Source organism: Flagellimonas sp. (genome assembly GCF_965601775.1).
Classification (GTDB): Bacteria; Bacteroidota; Bacteroidia; order Flavobacteriales; family Flavobacteriaceae; genus Flagellimonas.
Map to the genome: position 1 here is coordinate 184,321 of NZ_OZ271837.1, position 19,103 is coordinate 203,423.

Here is a 19,103-nt window from a genome sequence, read left to right on the forward strand (position 1 = left end):
CGGATGGTTATCTATGTTTTAAAGATATGACAATGAATGATAAAAGATTCAAAATAAGTTGCATCCAATATGTTAAGGCAAACTTCAATCTTGGGTTTCATCAAAATTCACTTCTTGACCATACCATTTGGCAATGACATTTTCGGCGGGTTTGTAACGAGGCGAGAAATTTAAATTGGTTTTTGCTCCCTCTTGGGTACTTCTTGTATCCCATTCCCAAACATGGGTGCCAGCAAACCATTCTTTATGCCATATTTCTTGAAACATGGCCTCATAGGCCAAGAATTGGGTTTGGTCTGATTTTTTTCGATGCAGTATGCTTAAAGCATTACCCCATTCCCAAGGTTTTACCGTGGCCGAAGCTTCACTTTTATACCCGACTTCAGTAAACAAAATGGGTTTTTTATACCGTTGAAAGAAGGATTCCAAAGATTGGATATGAGGTTGCCAACCTTTTTTGATGGTCTCCAAACTTGGATTTTTGGTCTGGGTTAATGGAAAGTAGGCTTGAATGCCGATAAAATCCAATTCGTCCCAAAAAGTAATATGTTCATACTCGTCGTACCAATTGGCCGCATAAGTTAATTTACCGGAATAGATTTCCTTAATTTCTGAAATGAGTTTACACCAGGCGTCGGGTTGCCTTTTAATGGAAGTACGCAATTCGGTACCTACGCAAAAAAGTTCAGCTCCAGTTTGCTCTGCCATTCGCGCATAATGTAGCATGTTGATTCGGTACGACTGAAACCATGCTTCCCATTCCTTATCGGATTCGAAGCTTACGTTGGAACGCCATCCATCACTCATCCAAAGATGGGGTTTTAGGTGAATGTATAGTCCTTTTTTTCGCATTTTTCGGATGTTGGCAATGAACACGGAATCGCGTTGACCATATCCATCGTCCTTATCCGGGACTTCCATGACTTTGGTGCGTTCATTTTCCTGATACAAAAAAGGAATGACTGCAACCCATTCCACGTTGGCCTTAATTAAATCATTAATGGCCTCACTTTTATCCCCACGCCATCCAAAAACGCTCATGCCGCGCTGTTTCCCGTCAATTTCAAAGAATCGATTTACTTTTCCAGTATTGTTCATGGCATTGGAATCCCAACTATAATTGACCTCTTCATGGGAATTGATATAGACTAGCGCCTTAAAACTGAAGAAAATCAAACAGATGGGAAGCAGAAAACGAAGGCCAAAACGCTTGTAAAAAACCATAGAGCCCTTCTTTTTGTAGACTCTAACAAAATATCGGATACAAATGAAGAAGAGAAATAGAAACAGGAAGAACGTATGATGAATGGTTAAATAGGTTCCATTGGGAAAAACTTGGGTAAGAATAAGCTCATTTGATTCGCTAAAGCTTCGGTCATTGTCATATATTCTAAGCAAAAGAATACCATAAGCCAATATCCATGAACTCAGGTATAGGAGAAGTGTATGGCGAAGAGTCTTTTTAATGTTCACATTGAATAGGACGCAATAGGACCGTTTTTGTAACGGTTAAAACCTTATTGTTTTAGGGTTTAGGTTTTCATTTGATTTTAATCCAAGGCAAAATAGATCTAATATCCCTTGAAAACTGAATCATCATTCCAACTTTTTAGGGACACTCTCATTGCTATTAACCTGCCATTGCTCTTCTTCATAAATGGAGGTGTACTTCACCTCAATAAAGAAAGGGACATCATCTATGGACTCAATGCCTAAGTATTTATATGCACTTTCCACTTTGGAAAAAGGTAACTTGTAAGTAAAAAGTGAACGTTCTTCGTTCGGGCTAAGGGCTGTTCCTTTTCCCAGTGATGAGTGCTGTGACAAGTACCCATATTCCAATAATTTCGGTAACTCTTTTTGAAAGAAGATTTCCGTATCGATAGTAAAATGTTTACCCTTGTAGACATAATAAATGGAATCTATTATTGCTGGCCCCAAACCTTTGTTTTCCAAAACTTCCTGAAAAACTACCAAAGAATCATTCCCACCTTGATTTGTGGTGAAGTCCAATCTGGGCTTTACAGAAAGCTTGCTTTGGACCCGCATAATATCTGTTTGGTAAATGAAAATGATTAGGGTAAGGATACTAATCACCATGGCCGAAATACCCAATAACCTGTCCGTACTGATTTTCTTGAATCCCATAAAAAAGTTTGGTTTTGAATCTTAAATATAACGGATAATGTGGAGATAAACTTGTTTTGTGAAATGACCCCGAAGCTCTACCTTTAGGAATCAAATTTGTATGTATGATACGGTGTATTCTCATTTGTTTTTTATTGGCAATTTCCATTCAAACGGCTAAGGCGCAAAAACCCAATTTTTCATATATGGATGTCTTTGATCTCCAATATGTATCCGACCCACAGATTTCTCCTGATGGTCAGTGGGTGGTCTACCGACGAATGGGATTTGATATCATGAAGGATCGTTCTGTCGGAAATCTTTGGATGATTAAATCCGATGGCAGTCAGCATCAAAAAGTAACCGCTCGAGAAGTGAATGAAAGCAGTGCCAGATGGTCGCCAAACGGGGATAGAATCGCTTTTTCCAGCAGTACGGATAATGGTTCAGAAATTTATATGTATTGGGTAGGCAGCGGTAAAGTAGCCAAACTGACCCAACTTCCTTTTAGTCCAAGTTCGTTGACCTGGTCATCAGATGGAAAATCCTTGGCTTTTTCCATGAATGTACCAAAAGCATCTCCGATAAGTGCAAAGATTCCGAAAAAACCAAAAGGAGCTAAATGGGCCGATGCGCCTAGAATTACGGATAGGGTGTACCATGAAGCTGATGGCAGAGGATATATCAAACCAGGATTCAACCACATTTTTGTAATCTCTGCCGAAGGGGGAGCGGCAAGACAGTTGACTTCTGGGGATTACCATCATAGGGGAGCACTTTCTTGGAGTAATGATGGCGCTAAAATTTACTTTTCAGCCAATCGAGTTCCAGATTGGGAATATCGCTTTCGCAATAGCGAGATTTATGCGGTTACTGTAGAAAATGGGGAAATTGCGGCATTGACTGAAAGAGATGGTCCGGACTATAATCCGAAAGTATCTCCCAATGGAAAGTACATCGCTTATCTTGGATATGGAGACAAGTTTGAAGCGTTTCAAACACGAAAGTTGCACATTATGAATGTAGATGGTTCTGGAAAACGGATGATTTCCGGAAACTTGGACCGAACCATTTCAAATATGCAATGGGATTCCAAAAGTGGGGGACTTTATGTTTCCTATGATGATAAAGGCAATGGTAAAGTAGGATATATTTCCTTGGACGGAAAAGTGTCCAAATTGGCGGACAATGTGGGAGGAACTTCTTTGGGCAGACCCTATGGTGGAGGGTCCTTTACAGTTTCAAAAAATGGAACGATTGCCTTTACCCAATCCAGGCCTAACTATCCTGCAGAGTTGGGAATTGTAACCGCCAAGAATAAAACTGCTAGAAAAATCACCGCTTTGAATCAACCTCTGCTTGGTTATAGGAATCTGGGCAAAGTGGAAGAAGTGTGGTACAAATCATCCTTTGATGGGCGTGATATTCAAGGTTGGGTAGTGTATCCTCCGAATTACGATAAAAACAAAAAATATCCTTTTATGGTGGAAAACCATGGAGGTCCCATTTTGAACTACGGCGATAGGTTTTCCGCTGAGATGCAATTGTATGCTTCTGCTGGCTATGTGGTTTTTTATCCAAACCCTAGAGGAAGTACTAGTTATGGTGAGGAGTTTGGAAACTTATTGCTGAACAACTATCCTGGCCAGGATTACGATGATGTAATGGATGGAGTGGACCATTGCATAAAAATGGGCATTGCACATGAGGACCAATTGTTTGTGACCGGCGGAAGTGCAGGTGGAATCATGAGTGCTTGGATGATAGGAAAAAACAATCGCTTTGAAGCAGCTGTTGTAGCCAAACCCGTGATGAATTGGATTAGTAAAACCTTGGTTGCGGATAATTACTTCGGATATGCGAATACCAGATATCCAGGTCAGCCTTGGGAAAATTTTGAAGGGTATTGGAAATTTTCGCCCATATCCCTCGTTGGTAATATAGAGACACCGACCATGGTGATGGTGGGTATGAATGATTTGCGAACCCCTCCCAGTGAGGCCAAACAATTGTACCATGCCCTAAAACTTCGAAAAATTGAAACCGTTTTGGTGGAAATTCCTGGAGCAAGCCATGGGATAGCGAGCAGGCCCAGTAATTTGATTACCAAGATTGCAAATACTGTGGCTTGGTTTGATAAATATAGAACCGATAAGGAAAATGAGTAAAAAGAAAAGACATTGGTTATGGAACTTGTTGATTGTTCTTACCCTTGTTTTTTGCGCCTTCGCTTTTGTGTTGCACTATAAAAATTGGCACTCCATTGAATCCGGTGAGTTGAGTATCACCTCCGGAATTTATCGTCAAAAAGTTGCTATTTCTGAAATTGATAGTATATCCATGGTGGAACGAATTCCAGAAATGGAGCGGTCACATGGGTTTTCTTGGAGGGCAAGGGAAAAAGGAGTTTTTCAAGACTCCCTTACCCAATCCAAGGTATATGTTTTTGTGGATGATTTAAGGCAGCATAAGATACGCTTGGTGCATCATGACTCGCTCAAAATATTTCTAAACTTTAGCGATAGTTTGCTTACCCAAAAAGTGTATGAAAATTTAAATGAAAAACTTGTGCTTAAATTTGAAGCCCAGAAGTAACTTTGGCATCGTATGTGTTTCCTATCTTACATGTAATTCAAAACCATTTATGAGAACCCTTTTTTTCTTTGTTCTGTTGCTTCCTGTTTTCGTTTTTTCCCAACACACACTTTCGGTCACAGTTTACAATGTTCCTTCTTCTGAGGGAAAAGTAAGTTTGGCTATTTACGATTCCGCTGCCTCTTTTTTAAAGTTTGAAAAGGTGGTCAAAAGTGGGAGTACCTCAGCTCAAGAAGGGATGACTACCCTGATAATTGAAGATGTACCCGAAGGAGAGTACGCCATTGCCCTTTTCCATGATAAAAATGGGAATGATGCTTTGGACACGAATTGGTTAGGAATTCCAAAGGAAAAAGTGGCCTTTTCAAAAGCAAAAATGCGAACTTTTGGTCCACCCAAGTACGAAGATTGTGCCTTTACAGTTAAGTCAGATGAAAAAATCAGCATCTATTTTTAAGTATGGGTTCCAGTGAATTGGTTCAACTTTTTGGAGCGCTTTATGGATTATTGGCAGTTGTCTTTGGAGCTTTTGGTGCACATGCGCTAAAAAAGAAATTGACCCCAGAACAGCTACAAAGTTTTGAAACTGGGGTCAAATATCAGATGTACCATGCTATTCTTTTAGTGTCTCTTGGTTTTTTTCTGGACTTTTCGGGGACGCTACAAAACTATATGGCACTTTGCTTTATTTTGGGCACTTTCCTGTTTTCATTCAGCATTTATGGATTGGTTATCAGTGCATCTGCTGGAAGAAAACTAAAAATATTGGGCCCAATAACTCCACTTGGAGGACTTTTGTTGGTTATGGGCTGGGTGCTGCTTCTACTTCAAGTATTATAACCTTAAATACATATTACCATTAATGGTATTGAGCCGAAGGGTATTGGTGGCATTCGCGGTGTTAGCCATTACTTTTTGCCCTACATGTCGGTCAGTGACTTGCAAATCCATTTTTTCATCGGCATAAATCTGTCCATGAATGGTTTCTGCCAATAAATTCGATTTGCCCACCGATAAATCAATTTCTCCATTGATGGTTTTTAAATCCAGGTCTCCCTGGTATTTTTTGATATCAATATCGCCATTGATTAAATCGGCAGTGAAATCCCCCTCTATGACTTCTGCTTTTAAACTTCCGTTTATACTATTCACCATAAAGGTGGCATTTTTGGGAACGTAGAGCACGTAATTGAACTCATACATATCATCCGTATAGTAATAGTGCTTTCTGCCACTCTTTTCCCTTTCCTTATGGAAGGCCTTAAAAACAGGTTTAGCTTCAGAAGTAATGGCTATATAGCTGTTGCTTTCGTTCACGTCCAAGGAATACAAATCGAGATATTTGCCTTCATCAGTTTGAATATCAGCCTTGAAATAAATGGTTGATTTATCCCAAGTTTTAACTTCTATTTGCGAAGCAAACTTTACTTCCAGGCTAATAGTTTGTCCAGAATAGTTGATGTTCTTTTCAATGATTTTCTGTCCCTTAGCCGTCAAGGCGATTAGGCACAAAGCGAAAAAGAGGATTTTTGATTTCATGACTGTTCGTTTTTTGATTGTTATTTTTTTCTCAAGTAGATATTTCCATTGGTTGACTTCAGCGAAATGCTAACCCCTCCATTGTTTATGGAAGCTTTTACACTTCTCCTAGAATACGATTTCAACCCTTCCTTTTCCTCACGTTTCAAATCGAAGTTGCTATAGATTTCACCGTTGGTGGAACTCAAGGAAACTTGTGCCGGAGTGTTGGATGGCATGGAAACATCCACAGCTCCGTTTGTGGTATAGATGGAAATAGGAGAATCCTGTTTAATGGTGTTAAAGAAAACATCAATATCTCCGTTCAGCGCATTTGCAGTTACCGGACCATTTACATTTCGGATGTCCACACTACCATTCAAGCGGGCGTTGGCTTCCACTTCCCCGGAAAAACCGTCCACATCAATGTCACCATTCCAGGTGCTTTTTACGGAAACATTTTGGTCTTTTGGCAAAAAGATTCGCGCACTTTCATTTTTTCTGAGGTTTTTTACCAATAGGGTATTACCGTCCTGTACTACGTAAAAACCAATATCTGTGTTGTCTTCACCACCTTCACCCACTAGTCGTAGTCCTTTGGCTCTTTCAGAAACTTCTGAATTGCGATTGGCTTTTATTAAAAGCTCGTTTTTTGAATGGGTCCTAACAATGATGTCCGCTTTGGATTCGATTTTTACCCACTCCACTCCGCTAAGGGACTTCGTGTAACCGTCTTGTGCTTGGCCCAAACTGACCATTAAGCATGCTGCTAAAAGAATAATAGAATTTTTCATGATTTTCGTTTTTTGATATTTATATAATTTTTGGTAAACCTGTTTTAATCTGTTCTTTGATAAAAGGCTGGGTGTCTTCCTGCTCCAGCAGGCGCTGCATCGGTCCAATGGCTTTTTTCTCCTGCATTTGAACCAACACCTGAATAATCACTATTTGTATACTCGGATTCTTTTCTTTTCCCAAGGCCTCAATAAATACTTCTTTTACTTTTTCAGAGGAAGAGAATCGTGAAAGTGCTTCAAACGCAGTTAATCTTACATTGTCATTTTCATCGTTCAACATGCGTTTGGCCAAGGCATCCACCACTGCATCATCGGGATTGGGAATTTCTTCAATATAATTTACGCCTTGAATGCGCTTGCTAGCGGATTGGTTTTCCATTAAGGAAAGCATTACCGTTTGCTTCATTTGTAGTCTTTCATCTTCCAATGAAGCGATACTATTGTCCACTTTATTTTGCTGAAAAACACTTCCAATTTGGAATGAGGTCACTAGCAGGGCAACACTGGCTGCAATCTTCAGCACATTGGATGCCCAAGACGATTTTTTGTGTTTGGTGTCCAAAGCAATCACCTTATGATGCTTACTTTTCTCAGCTTGCAAAGCTTCTTCAAAGTGCATTCGAAGGCTGTTTGAAGGGACGGATACTTCCTCCTGCTCGAAGGCATCAAAAAGGGCTTTCATTTCTTCCAACTCTTTTCTTGCGTCTTCGGATTGGGCCAAATAGGCTTCCAATTCTTTTCTATCTTTTTCGGAGATGGTGTTGTCCAGATACTCGGGCAACAACTCATCGATACGGTCTTTCTTCATGACTATATGGTTTCCAAATACATTTGTTTTACTTTTTTCAAAACTCTGCAGACTCGGGTCTTAACCGCCCCTGGGGTACTTCCCACAATTTCTGCGAGCTCCTCATATTTGATTTCCCTGAATCGGTTCAGGATTATCAACTCCCTATCCAAAGGGTCCAATTGGTTCAACACATTTTGTAAATGCGAATAATCTTCTTCAGTAGTGATATTTTCGGACTCCACAGACCTATACTCCAATACTTCGATATCATCATGATTGTGCTGATTTCGGGTGAAGTGTGTTTTAAGGCTGTTTCTGGCTATGGTGAATAACCAGGAAACAAATGAACCGTTTTTGTAGGTGCCACGATACTTTATCACTTTATAAAAAACATCCTGTGTAAGATCTTCACTCAACATTCGGTCGCCAGACATTTTGTACAAAAAATTATAGACGTGTTTGTGATGTCTATCAAAAAGTAGTTTTAATAAATCCAGATTTCCCTGGGCTACTTTTTGCATTATAATTTCGTCTGTCAAGGTTTCCAAAAGTTGGTTTTTGTTAGTCTTCTATTCTGTATAGTCAGAAAAAAAGAAAAGGTTACAGGAGGAACTAAAAAAGTAGAAAAAATTTCTAAAATCGAGAAAGAAAGAGTGCTAATGACACCCACAGTCATCCTGTCCACAGGATTTTGAGGCGACGTTTTTTGAACGCACCAACGATTTGGGCAGTATAAACTTCCAAACCAAATACCCCACAGCTAGGGCAAGAATCAAATAGGCCAATATGTTTTGAAGCAACTCCATATTATTTTAATAGTTGGAAAGCCGTTAAAGCTACAAGGTACGCAAAAGTGCTCATAAACAAGAGTTGAAGTAGGGGCCACTTCCAAGAGTTGGTCTCTTTTTTAACCACGGCAAGGGTACTCATACATTGCATGGCAAAAGCATAAAAAAGCATGAGCGAGATACCAGATGCTAGATTAAACAATGGTTTTTTCCCAGATTCATCCAATTCCGCTGCCATTCTATTTTTAATGGTATCCTCTTGATCACTACCCACACTATAAATGGTTGCCAATGTGCCCACAAATACCTCGCGAGCCGCAAACGAAGTCAAAACGGCAATTCCAATTTTCCAATCATACCCCAAAGGTTTTACCAAAGGTTCAATAGCCTTTCCAGCATAGCCAATATAGGAATGTTCAAGACGATAACTAGCTACCTCCTGTTGCATTGCACTTTGAGTAAGAATACGGGTCATTACCTGTACAGAATCCTGAATGGCTCGCATACTTACTGCATTTTGGCCTCCCGTTATACTGATGGGAGTGCTCTTTAGGTAAAAATCTATATTGTTTTTGATATAGTTTTTACTGTAGGGAGAAAGTCCTTGTGTCTCGATTCGCTCAGAAACGATGGTCTCCGCATTCTTAAAATCATCGGAAAAACCGTTAGAACCTAAAAACCAAAGAACGATTGCGATGGCCAAAATGATTTTACCAGCACCTACCACAAAACTTTTGGTTTTTTCCAATACGGTGTATCCTACGTTTTTCAATAGCGGTAAACGATAGGTTGGCATTTCGGCAATAAAGAGGGTACGGCTTTTTATTTTAAGAATCTTGTTGAGTACCATGGCCGAAAATATAGCCATCCCAAAGCCCAAAAGATATAGGAGCATTAAAGTCAGCGCTTGGTAGCTTAATCCCAATAAACTGCCTTCCGGAATTACCAAGGCAATTAGGATAAGGTAGACCGGTAGTCTGGCAGAACAGGTGGTAAAGGGCGTGACCAATATAGTAATAAGCCGTTCTTTCCAACTTTCAATGGTTCGTGTGGCCATTACAGCCGGAATGGCACAAGCAGTTCCGGAAATTAAAGGAACCACACTTTTCCCACTCAATCCAAATGGGCGCATTAATCTGTCCATCAAGAACACTACGCGGCTCATATAGCCACTTTCTTCTAAAAGCGAGATAAACAAGAACAAAAAAGCAATTTGGGGAATAAAAACGGCAATACCTCCAATACCTGCAATGACCCCTTCTGCCAAGAGATTGGTCAAAATACCAGAAGGGAGTGTGCTTTTTATCCAATCGCTTACTGCGGCAAATTGTTCGTCGATAAAATCACTGGGGTATGTGCTCCATTCAAAAATAGCCTGGAAAATCAGGAGTAAAATGAGGAAAAAGATGACATAGCCAAAAATCTTATGGGTTAATATTTTATCCAAATTGGCCCTAAAACCAGTAGCTGCCTGTAAATCTACCTTATAGGTATCTTTTAAGATGGAGTTGATAAACTGGTAGCGAAGAACCGTTTCCCGATGTTGGAGTTTCTTTAACTCAGCTTTGGATTTGGTAGAAAATGAAGTGGCGTCTTGTATGCGCTTCTTTTCTATGGCCATGAAATTCACATCTTGGGTGATAACCAACCAAAGTTTATATACGTCCTCATTGGGAAATGCTTGCTTCAACCTTTCAAAATATTTTGGGGATATTCTTGAAGTGTCTACGCTGGGTTTGGAAGACAAGCTTTTGTAGTTGGCGATTAACTCTTTGATGTAGTCTATACCACTTCCCTTTCTTGTACTAACCAATGCAATTTTGGTATCCAGTTTTTGTTCCATGGCTTCGATATCCAGAGAAATTCCTTTCCTGGACATGCGGTCGGCCATGTTGATTACCAAAATGGTGGGGATTCGAAGATCTTTTATTTGGGTAAATAACAGGAGGTTCCGTTTCAGATTTTCCACATCGGTGATAACGACAGCTACATCTGGATAATCTTTGTCATTTTTGTTAAGAAGAACCTCAACCACAACACTCTCATCCAATGAGGTGGTATTTAGACTATAGGTTCCCGGTAGGTCTAAAATGTGCGCTTTGACTCCTCTGGGCAACTTACAAACCCCTTGTTTCTTTTCAACGGTGATACCTGGATAGTTCCCTACTTTCTGTTTAAGACCAGTGAGCTGATTGAAAATGGAGGTCTTACCTGTATTGGGATTACCAATTAAGGCAACATTGATGTTTTTGCTCATAGGGAAGAGTTGTTATCTACAATTTCCACCGGGATTTGATTGGCCAAAACGCGCCTAATGGCGATATGGGTTCCGCTTAAATTGATGTAGACAGGATCCTTTAGTGGTGCAACTTGGACCAATTCAACTGCATTTCCAGGAAGGCAGCCCAATTCCAATAGTTTGATAGGAAGTAATGCGTCATCGAAATCAGTGATGACACCAATTTGTCCGGGTAGTAAATCAGCAACAGTAACCACTAAGCTTATTTAGATTCATTTTAAGTTAGGCAAAAGTAAAGAAAAAGGAAAGAAGGGGTGGTTAAAAATAATAGAAAACCCTAATGGTTCAATCAATCGGTGTAGCTGGCCTTTAAAATTTCCAAGTCATCCAAAAGCTTTTGGATTTCTTCAGGATTGGTTCCATCATAAAACCCCCGAATTCTGCGCTCTTTGTCAACCAATATGAAATTTTCCGTGTGTATCATATCGTAAGGCCCTCCATCCCCATCTGTTTTTACCGCCAAATATGATTTTCTGGCAAGCTCATAAATCTGTTTTTTGTCACCAGTAACCAGATTCCATTTACTGTCCACAACTCCCTTTTCCAAAGCGTATTTTTTGAGCTGGGCTACAGAGTCTATGTCTGGGGTAACGGAATGCGAGAGTAACATGACATCTGAATCATCAAGAATGGAACCCTGGATTTGGGCCATGTTTTTGGTCATTATAGGGCAAATCGTGGGGCAGGTAGTAAAGAAAAAATCGGCCACATAGATTTTATCCGCGTAGTCCTCTTGGGTAATGGATGTCCCATTTTGGTTGGTTAACTCAAAATCGGCAATGGTGTGATACTTTTTTTTGTAATGCAGGGTGCTATCTACCAATTCTTGGCTTACCATTGAGGGTTGATAGACCGGAAGTTTTTTTGCGGGTTGAAGTGCATCGTAGAATAAATAAACGATTACAGCAGATAGTCCTAAAAGTACTATTCCGAAGAACTTATATTTAGCAAAAAAAGCACCCACGGCTGCAAAATTACGTTCGACTTAGGAATTCCTCAAAACAATCGCATGGTTTTGGTGCTAAAACTTTCTTAAATACAATCCTTGACTTTAATGATCTTTTTTAGAAAAGTGTTAAAAGTGTACTTTTGTGGGCTGATTGATAGAATTAGGATTTAATGGGTCTCTTTATACAGATAGTGATGTTCGTTGTAATCATCTCCATTTTGGTGATTTTGCACGAGCTTGGGCATTTTCTGCCCGCAAAATATTTCAAGACAAAGGTTGAAAAGTTCTACCTGTTTTTTGATGTCAAGTTTTCGCTTTTCAAAAAGAAAATAGGCGAGACGGTATATGGAATCGGGTGGCTTCCTCTAGGAGGGTATGTGAAGATTGCCGGTATGATTGATGAGAGCATGGATACCGAGCAGATGAAGGAAGAACCTAAGCCTTGGGAATTCCGAAGCAAACCAGCTTGGCAAAGACTCATTATTATGTTGGGCGGGGTAACCGTCAACTTCCTTTTGGCGTGGGTGATTTATACGTTTATGTTCTTCAATGATGGGGAAACGTATATTCCGGTAAACAAAATTGAGCATGGCTTGCATGTCGACCCTGTTAGTGAAAAAATTGGATTGCGCACAGGAGACAGGATTTTGGAGGTTGATGGAAAACCAGTAGAGAAGTTGGATAGATATCTTTCGACAGACATTTTGTTGGGTGATGAAATCAAGGTTTTAAGAAATGGCGAGGAAAAATTGATAGCCCTAAGTGATGAAGGAAAGAAGGCAGCCTTAGAGAGCAGAGGCAGACAGTTTATTCGTCCAAGATATACCTCCTTAGTGATTGGCTATGTAGCTGATAGCTCCAACGCACAAGCTTCAGGCATTGAAGTGGGGGATCGCTTGATTAAAATTAATGAGGAAAAACTGGAGTTTTGGGATGAGGTCACAACACATATATCCAACAATAGGGGTAAAACCTTATTAATGGACATTGAAAGGGATGGGAGAGCTATGCAGTTAAATGTATCTGTTCCCCTTCCAGACAGCCTACCTGTAGGAATTATTCCCGATCGCCCTCTGGCAGAACAAGAACTGGTAATTACGAAAGAATACAGCTTTTTATCTGCTATTCCGCGTGGGTTTGTAGAGACCATTGACATTTTGGTACGACAGGTAAAGCAGTTCAAATTGATTTTTAATCCCATAATTCAAGGATATAAACAAGTCAAAGGACCTATTGGCATTGTAGAACTGATGCCCACCACTTGGAACTGGGGCTTCTTTTGGGGTTTCTTGGCTATGTTTTCGGTTTGGTTGGCTTTCGTGAACCTATTACCCATTCCCGCTTTGGATGGAGGTCATGTTATGTTCCTACTATACGAAATGATTAGTGGACGGCCCCCAAGTCAAAAAGTCTTGGAACGGGGACAAATTGTTGGTTTTGTGGTCTTGATGGGTCTAATGGCCGTCATTTTTGGGAATGATATCTGGAATATCATCAAAAGATTTATTTAGCAAGATTTTTGCTTGTAGTCTTTTAAAGAAACTGCTATATTTGCACCCGCTTAATGAAAATTATTCCTCCTTAGCTCAGTTGGTTAGAGCATCTGACTGTTAATCAGAGGGTCCTTGGTTCGAGCCCAAGAGGGGGAGCAAAAAAGAAAAGAACTGCGCGAAAGTGTGGTTCTTTTTGTTTTTGTCCTTTTGTTGCGAGAAGTTTATCCTGAGCGAAGTCGAAGGAAGCCCAAGAGGGGGAGCAACAACGTTAAAGCCTTTCAAGAAATTGGAAGGCTTTTTTTTATGTAAATACTTCTCCAGTAAGGTTAGTTCTGTCCAAACTTTAGGCTTCGAAGCTCAGTTACTGGACTATCAAAATCCTCCAAAATGGATTAATTCTAAATAAATCAATACACTTTGATTTATTATCAATTTTTGCCATATTACTAATAAATTAACAATTTTTGGCATTCTGTGTAACGGAAATTCAAAAAATATTAAACAAACTTCAATTTTGTTTAAGGATTCCTGAAGGTCGCCAAACATATTAACTAATAAATTATGGCAAACGTTTTATGGTTACAAGGAGGAGCATGTAGCGGCAACACTATGTCTTTTCTTAATGCCGAGGAACCAACGGTAGTGGAATTAATTACCGATTTTGGACTGAATATTCTTTGGCATCCTACGACAGGTCTTCAAATTGGAGATCAAGTGCAAGACTTATTAAAGGATATTCTAGATGGGAAAGTCCAAATGGATATTCTGGTGTACGAAGGCTCTTTGATTCAAGGACCTAATGGTACGGGAACTATGAACTATTTTGCAGACCGACCCATGATGGATTGGATTAAAGAACTTTCCGAAGTGGCCGGCTACGTAGTCGCAATTGGTGATTGTGCTACATGGGGAGGAATCCCGGCTGTTCCACCCAATCCAAGTGAATCTACAGGATTGCAATTCCATAAAAAAGCTAAGGGCGGTTTCTTGGGAGCGGATTATGTTTCCAAAGGTGGACTACCTGTAATCAATATTCCCGGATGCCCTGCACACCCAGATTGGATTACACAAATTCTAGTGGCTATAGCTGTGGGAAGAATTGGGGATGTTCTCATTGATGAATATCACCGTCCAAAAACCTTCTTCACCAACTTCGTTCAGGATGGTTGTACCAACGTGACCAACTTTGCTCAAAAGGTTGATGGTGGATTTGGTAGACGTGGTGGATGTCTCTTCTATGAGGTAGGTTGTAGAGGCCCAATGACTAGAGCAAGCTGTAATAATATATTGTGGAACAGACAATCCAGTAAAACACGCACCAATCATCCTTGTTTGGGTTGCACTGAACCTGGATTTCCACATAATGATCTTCAAAAGGGAAGTGTCTTCAAAACCATGAAATATTTAGGCTTTTTACCGAAAGAAGTGCCTACGGGAAGAACAAAATTGGCCTATTACATGGAAGCAGGATTCCAAAAAGTAATGCCGAAGAACAGCCGCATAATGGAGGCTTCCAAATAATTCACAATTAACTAGAAAAATAAAATGGCAGTTAAAGAATTGAATATTTCTCCCGTTGGTCGTGTCGAGGGAGATTTGGATGTAAAAGTTTACATCGATGAAGGTAAGGTGACCAAGGCCCACACGCAAGCTGCGATGTTCCGGGGTTTTGAAAAAATAATGGCAGGGAAAGATCCTCAATCGGGATTAATTGTAACCCCAAGGATTTGTGGTATTTGTGGCGGTTCGCACCTCTATTGTGCTTCCTCAGCCCTAGATACTGCTTGGGGGACAAAGCTCTCTCCCAATGCTCTGCTTTTAAGAGCTATAGGTCAGGCTTCAGAAACATTACAAAGTATTCCAAGATGGTACTATGCTATTTTTGCTACGGATTTGGCAAACAAAAAATTTGCCAATAAGCCTTTATATAAGGAAGTGGTAAAACGCTGGTCCGCCTACGTGGGCGAAACCTTCCAAATTGGTCTTACGGCGAGCTCGCTTCCGGTTCAAATCTATGCATTGTTCGGAGGGCAGTGGCCGCATTCAAGTTATATGGTCCCTGGCGGGGTCATGTGTGCACCAACCCTGAAGGACATTACCAGAGCACATGCTATATTAAAGCAATTTAAAAATGACTGGTTGGAACCTGTTTGGTTAGGTTGTTCCATTGAACGTTATATGGAAATAAAGTCATGGGACGATATGCTGGCTTGGGTTGAAGAAAACGAGTCACAAAAAAATAGTGATTTAGGTTTGTTGATTAGAGCAGGGTTGGAATTTGGATTAGACAAATTTGGACAAGGTGTAGGTAAGTTTTTAGCAACAGGGACTTATTTGCATAAAGACCTATATAACAATCCGACCATTGAAGGTAGGAACCATGCATTAATTTCTTCAAGTGGTTTCTTTGATGGAGAAAATTGGCATGAATTTGACCACCTAAAAGTAAGTGAGCATGTTAAGCATTCCTGGTTTGGCGATCAGGAAGATGGATTGCACCCATGGGATGAGCCTATCCCTACCCCTGTCGAGTCCAGTCCGTTGGAGCATACGGATTTTAGTGGAAAGTATAGTTGGGCTAAATCTCCAAGATATGATGGACACGCTTGTGAAACGGGACCATTGGCACGTTGTGTGATGAATGCCAATCCAAACAACAAAGAACACCAAATTCGAGATCCTTTATTTGGGGATATAATAAAGAAAATGGGACCAAGTGTGTTTACCCGGGTTTTGGCAAGGGTTCATGAAGCACCTCGTATTTATAAGTTCATCGAGCAGTGGCTTTCAGAGATTGATTTGGATGGGGAGTTTTACATCAAACCAGAAGAAAAGGATGGGAAAGGCTTTGGAGCAACTGAAGCTGCAAGAGGAGCTTTGGCGCATTGGATTGAAATTGAAAACGGAGTTATTAAAAACTATCAAGTTATGGCTCCAACCACATGGAATGTTGGCCCACAGGATGGGAATGACAATCCTGGGCCCATAGAAAGTGCCTTGATGGGCACAACTATTGAAGATCCTCTGGATCCTGTAGAAGTAGGAATTGTTGCCCGCTCGTTTGATTCATGTTTGGTGTGTACTGTACATGCCCATGATGAAAAAAGTGGTGTTGAACTTTCAAAATTCAAGCTATAGGAATTTAAAGATTAAACAAAACAAGAATATTTTGAGACCTGTTGGGCTAATTCGCTCCAACAGGTCTCACTTTTCAAAAACCGATTTTAACTGAAAGCTATGAAAACAGCCATTATGGGCTTTGGAAACCCGGTAAGAAGTGATGATGCCATCGGTATTTATGTGATTGAAGAACTCAGTAAAACTGTTGTAAATACTGATGAAGTCAGCATTTTTGATATGGGCACTTCTGCTTTTGAAGTCTTGTTTGGACTTAAAGGACATGACAAAATCATCATGGTTGATGCCGTAATCAACTCAAATGAACCAGTAGGAACTTTGTTTAAGGTTCCTGCTGAGGAAGTGTTGAGGGCTCCACAAGATGACCCCCTCGTTTTTCTGCACGGAATGAAATGGGACCAAGCGCTTTCATATGCAAAGAAAATACTAGGGCAATCCTATCCAAAGGACATTAGCGTGTATCTGATAGCTATTGACAATACAAAATTGGAAATTGATTTGAGTACTTCAGTTAAGGAAGCTGGGGATAAGGTAGTTGAGCATATTCTTGAAGAATTAAAGCAATTGAAGGTATCATGAGTTCAGGGCTCTCTTTACGTTCCTCACATGTTTATTTAAGTGCAGAATTGGCTAAAAAGGTATTTCAACAAGTGCACTATGCTTATGTTACTTATGTAAAAGACCAAAAGCGATTGTTAATAACACCGGTAAGCAGTCAGTGGTTCGTAAAAATGTATGAACCCACACAGTTTTTGCTTAAGGACCGAAATCTAAAAGGGGATAAGACCCTTGCCTTACGGGAAATATTCATTGACAATGAACTGGATAGTACCGATCGCGATTTGGAGTATGAGTGGATTGAAAAAACAAACCTCATTAAGATAGCAATGTGAAAAATAAGACTGATGATAATGACGATTGGCTATTGGATGCTGAAGTACAAACAAGAATTGTTGAAGAGAAAGGAAGATGGATGGTCTCACTAGTGTTTATCGACACTAAGGACCCTTCTCGGATTTTGGTAAATGAAATTGCGGATTATAGGTCAAAGCGCTTAGCTGAAATTGCAGCTTTGAACATGAAGCAAACAGCAGAAAAAGACCCAAGGGGCACTCAAAAAGTGAAAAAGGATGATTACGATATCAACAACAACTGAGCACGAATTCCATATTCAGGAAATCATTAATTCGGTGGACCGTTTAAATGAGTTGGTCCAAGTTTCAATTGGGGATGCCCCGGTACGAAAAGGGAATAAGGAGCTTCGTGTTAAGGAGAGCGAAATTCAACCCACTATTGATTGGTTCGATACCGAACCTCCATACCTTTTTCCTAAAGTGGAATTGAGTGAAGGCAATTTGTTAGCCATCCTTTTCTATAAAATAGGAAACGAGCAACAAGCCTTTCAATATGTTTCGGAATCGGATAGGTTATACAAGCATTTGTTGTTGGCCACCAAACTCAAGTTTGGTTATGAAATTGAACAGGGAGAGCTATCCGATTTGAGTGCACATAACAAAGCTATTCTTCATCATTACGGCAATCTTTCTCCAAGAATCAGTTTTAATGAGCTGCGAGAACTTTACGCAAATGCACTTCAACGGGCTATTAGTGCTGATGCAAAATGCTACACCGCCAAACACTATCTCAATCTATTGTTGGATGCTCAAATGTTCGAAGAAACAAGAGTAGCCTGTGAATCTTTCCTAAATGAAGGTGAAGCGAAGACTGCCCAAATAGCTTTATTGATTCAATGGTGTACCGCTAGTTTTAAAAACGTACAACTGCCTTACAATACAAATACACTAAAAAGCATCTTGGTAAAACAAGAAGAATGCATTCAATACCTTCAATCGCATGAACTCCATTTGAATGCAGCCCTGTTGGCCATGGAGGCATGTGATGTAGCCAATTTTCTAGGGGATTTTCCTTTGGCCAAAGAACACATCAATATGGCTATCAAAACATTTAAAGACGAAGAGGCCACCGAATTTTTGGGGGAGGCCGGTTTGAAAAAAGCACATTTGCTATACCACTGGTCCAAGAATGGAAGTCCACAATATTACAAGGCTGCGATTAACGCCTTTCAAGACACCTTGAAGGTCTTTAAAAAAGATAGTTATCCAGATTACTTCGCTGAAATTCAGCATTCCTTGGCATTAATTTATTCTGAGATTCCAGCGCCACCAGATGAAAAACCGATGTGGACCGCGTTTTGCGCTTCGGCTTTTAAGGAAGCGTTGGAATTCTATACAAAGGAGACCCACCCCTACGAACACGCCATGGTTTGCCATAACTATGCTACGGCTTTGATGGATTTTCCACCCGCAAAACTTCACAACAATCATGAAAAGGCCTATAGTCTTTTTGAAAAGGCGTTAGAAATCCGAACTACGGAAAAATATCCTACCGAACGTGCATTGACCCTTTTGAACCAACTGGAACTGGGTTGGCTTATGCATAATGAAGATGGCAAACAGGAGGAAGAAAGACTGCAATCCATGCGAGAAAAGGCAGAAGAAGTTACATTCTTGGTTACCGATGAAAATCTTTTGAATCGGGCGAAAGAACAATTGGAAAAATTAGAAAGATTAAACACAATAATCTAAACC

At 40.2% G+C, this 19,103-nt stretch carries 21 protein-coding genes and 1 tRNA gene; 12 read left to right on the forward strand and 10 right to left on the reverse strand.

Annotation, left to right across the window (positions count from 1 at the left end; translation table 11 throughout):
- Positions 1-84: 84 nt before the first annotated feature.
- Both ACSLUF_RS00885 and ACSLUF_RS00890 read right to left on the reverse strand, forming a co-directional pair.
- A complete protein-coding gene (locus ACSLUF_RS00885; protein ID WP_435624249.1) occupies positions 85-1,473 on the reverse strand; it encodes a glycoside hydrolase family 113 in 1,389 nt (462 codons plus the stop codon).
- A gap of 123 nt (positions 1,474-1,596) precedes the next feature.
- Positions 1,597-2,148: a hypothetical protein gene (locus ACSLUF_RS00890; RefSeq protein ID WP_435624250.1), complete on the reverse strand. Its 552-nt coding sequence runs from the start codon at positions 2,146-2,148 to the stop codon at positions 1,597-1,599.
- 104 nt (positions 2,149-2,252) lie between these two features.
- Here ACSLUF_RS00890 and ACSLUF_RS00895 point away from each other — a divergent pair, with 104 nt between their 5' ends.
- From ACSLUF_RS00895 to ACSLUF_RS00910, 4 genes are read left to right on the forward strand one after another with little or no spacing between them, the layout of a single operon-like run.
- Complete coding sequence (locus tag ACSLUF_RS00895) at positions 2,253-4,295, forward strand: S9 family peptidase (protein WP_435624251.1); 2,043 nt, start codon at positions 2,253-2,255, stop codon at positions 4,293-4,295.
- Positions 4,288-4,722 carry a hypothetical protein gene (locus ACSLUF_RS00900; protein WP_435624252.1) on the forward strand — a complete coding sequence of 145 codons (435 nt, stop codon included), beginning with the start codon at positions 4,288-4,290 and terminating at the stop codon, positions 4,720-4,722. Before ACSLUF_RS00895 ends, ACSLUF_RS00900 begins: the two co-directional genes overlap by 8 nt.
- A 49-nt stretch (positions 4,723-4,771) precedes the next feature.
- Positions 4,772-5,179, forward strand: a complete 408-nt coding sequence (locus ACSLUF_RS00905) for a DUF2141 domain-containing protein (protein ID WP_435624253.1) — start codon at positions 4,772-4,774, stop codon at positions 5,177-5,179.
- A 2-nt stretch (positions 5,180-5,181) separates the two neighbouring features.
- Entirely contained in the window at positions 5,182-5,562 is a 381-nt protein-coding gene (locus tag ACSLUF_RS00910) for a DUF423 domain-containing protein (RefSeq protein ID WP_435624254.1), read from the forward strand.
- Here the strand turns inward: ACSLUF_RS00910 and ACSLUF_RS00915 are convergent.
- From ACSLUF_RS00915 to ACSLUF_RS00950, 8 genes are all read right to left on the reverse strand, one after another.
- Positions 5,557-6,261: a hypothetical protein gene (locus ACSLUF_RS00915; protein WP_435624255.1), complete on the reverse strand. Its 705-nt coding sequence runs from the start codon at positions 6,259-6,261 to the stop codon at positions 5,557-5,559. The two genes, ACSLUF_RS00910 and ACSLUF_RS00915, sit on opposite strands and share 6 nt — an antisense overlap.
- A gap of 20 nt (positions 6,262-6,281) precedes the next feature.
- Positions 6,282-7,034 carry a DUF4097 family beta strand repeat-containing protein gene (locus ACSLUF_RS00920; RefSeq protein ID WP_435624256.1) on the reverse strand — a complete coding sequence of 251 codons (753 nt, stop codon included), beginning with the start codon at positions 7,032-7,034 and terminating at the stop codon, positions 6,282-6,284.
- Between the two features lie 19 nt (positions 7,035-7,053).
- Positions 7,054-7,845 (reverse strand): hypothetical protein, encoded by a 792-nt coding sequence (locus tag ACSLUF_RS00925; RefSeq protein WP_435624257.1) that lies wholly within the window; start codon positions 7,843-7,845, stop codon positions 7,054-7,056.
- A 2-nt stretch (positions 7,846-7,847) separates the two neighbouring features.
- Complete coding sequence (locus ACSLUF_RS00930; RefSeq protein WP_435624258.1) at positions 7,848-8,375, reverse strand: RNA polymerase sigma factor; 528 nt, start codon at positions 8,373-8,375, stop codon at positions 7,848-7,850.
- A 108-nt stretch (positions 8,376-8,483) separates the two neighbouring features.
- Positions 8,484-8,633 (reverse strand): hypothetical protein, encoded by a 150-nt coding sequence (locus ACSLUF_RS00935; RefSeq protein ID WP_435624259.1) that lies wholly within the window; start codon positions 8,631-8,633, stop codon positions 8,484-8,486.
- Position 8,634: 1 nt separating this feature from the next.
- Positions 8,635-10,872, reverse strand: a complete 2,238-nt coding sequence (gene feoB, locus ACSLUF_RS00940) for a ferrous iron transport protein B (RefSeq protein ID WP_435624260.1) — start codon at positions 10,870-10,872, stop codon at positions 8,635-8,637.
- On the reverse strand, positions 10,869-11,111 hold the full coding sequence (locus ACSLUF_RS00945; RefSeq protein ID WP_435624261.1) for a FeoA family protein: 243 nt from the start codon (positions 11,109-11,111) through the stop codon (positions 10,869-10,871). The genes feoB and ACSLUF_RS00945 overlap by 4 nt, the downstream gene beginning before the upstream one ends.
- A gap of 92 nt (positions 11,112-11,203) precedes the next feature.
- Complete coding sequence (locus tag ACSLUF_RS00950) at positions 11,204-11,878, reverse strand: SCO family protein (protein WP_435624262.1); 675 nt, start codon at positions 11,876-11,878, stop codon at positions 11,204-11,206.
- Positions 11,879-12,033: 155 nt separating this feature from the next.
- Here ACSLUF_RS00950 and rseP point away from each other — a divergent pair, with 155 nt between their 5' ends.
- From rseP to ACSLUF_RS00990, 8 genes are all read left to right on the forward strand, one after another.
- Positions 12,034-13,374, forward strand: coding sequence for an RIP metalloprotease RseP (gene rseP / locus ACSLUF_RS00955; RefSeq protein ID WP_435624263.1), 1,341 nt, complete (start codon positions 12,034-12,036; stop codon positions 13,372-13,374).
- 64 nt (positions 13,375-13,438) lie between these two features.
- Positions 13,439-13,512 (forward strand) — tRNA-Asn (locus ACSLUF_RS00960).
- A 405-nt stretch (positions 13,513-13,917) separates the two neighbouring features.
- Complete coding sequence (locus tag ACSLUF_RS00965) at positions 13,918-14,877, forward strand: hypothetical protein (RefSeq protein ID WP_435624264.1); 960 nt, start codon at positions 13,918-13,920, stop codon at positions 14,875-14,877.
- 24 nt (positions 14,878-14,901) lie between these two features.
- Positions 14,902-16,494, forward strand: a complete 1,593-nt coding sequence (locus tag ACSLUF_RS00970; RefSeq protein WP_435624265.1) for a nickel-dependent hydrogenase large subunit — start codon at positions 14,902-14,904, stop codon at positions 16,492-16,494.
- A 99-nt stretch (positions 16,495-16,593) separates the two neighbouring features.
- On the forward strand, positions 16,594-17,073 hold the full coding sequence (locus ACSLUF_RS00975; RefSeq protein ID WP_435624266.1) for a hydrogenase maturation protease: 480 nt from the start codon (positions 16,594-16,596) through the stop codon (positions 17,071-17,073).
- Positions 17,070-17,387, forward strand: a complete 318-nt coding sequence (locus ACSLUF_RS00980) for a hypothetical protein (protein WP_435624267.1) — start codon at positions 17,070-17,072, stop codon at positions 17,385-17,387. The genes ACSLUF_RS00975 and ACSLUF_RS00980 overlap by 4 nt, the downstream gene beginning before the upstream one ends.
- Positions 17,384-17,650, forward strand: coding sequence for a hypothetical protein (locus ACSLUF_RS00985; RefSeq protein WP_435624268.1), 267 nt, complete (start codon positions 17,384-17,386; stop codon positions 17,648-17,650). The genes ACSLUF_RS00980 and ACSLUF_RS00985 overlap by 4 nt, the downstream gene beginning before the upstream one ends.
- Positions 17,625-19,100: a hypothetical protein gene (locus ACSLUF_RS00990; RefSeq protein ID WP_435624269.1), complete on the forward strand. Its 1,476-nt coding sequence runs from the start codon at positions 17,625-17,627 to the stop codon at positions 19,098-19,100. Before ACSLUF_RS00985 ends, ACSLUF_RS00990 begins: the two co-directional genes overlap by 26 nt.
- Positions 19,101-19,103 lie beyond the last annotated feature (3 nt).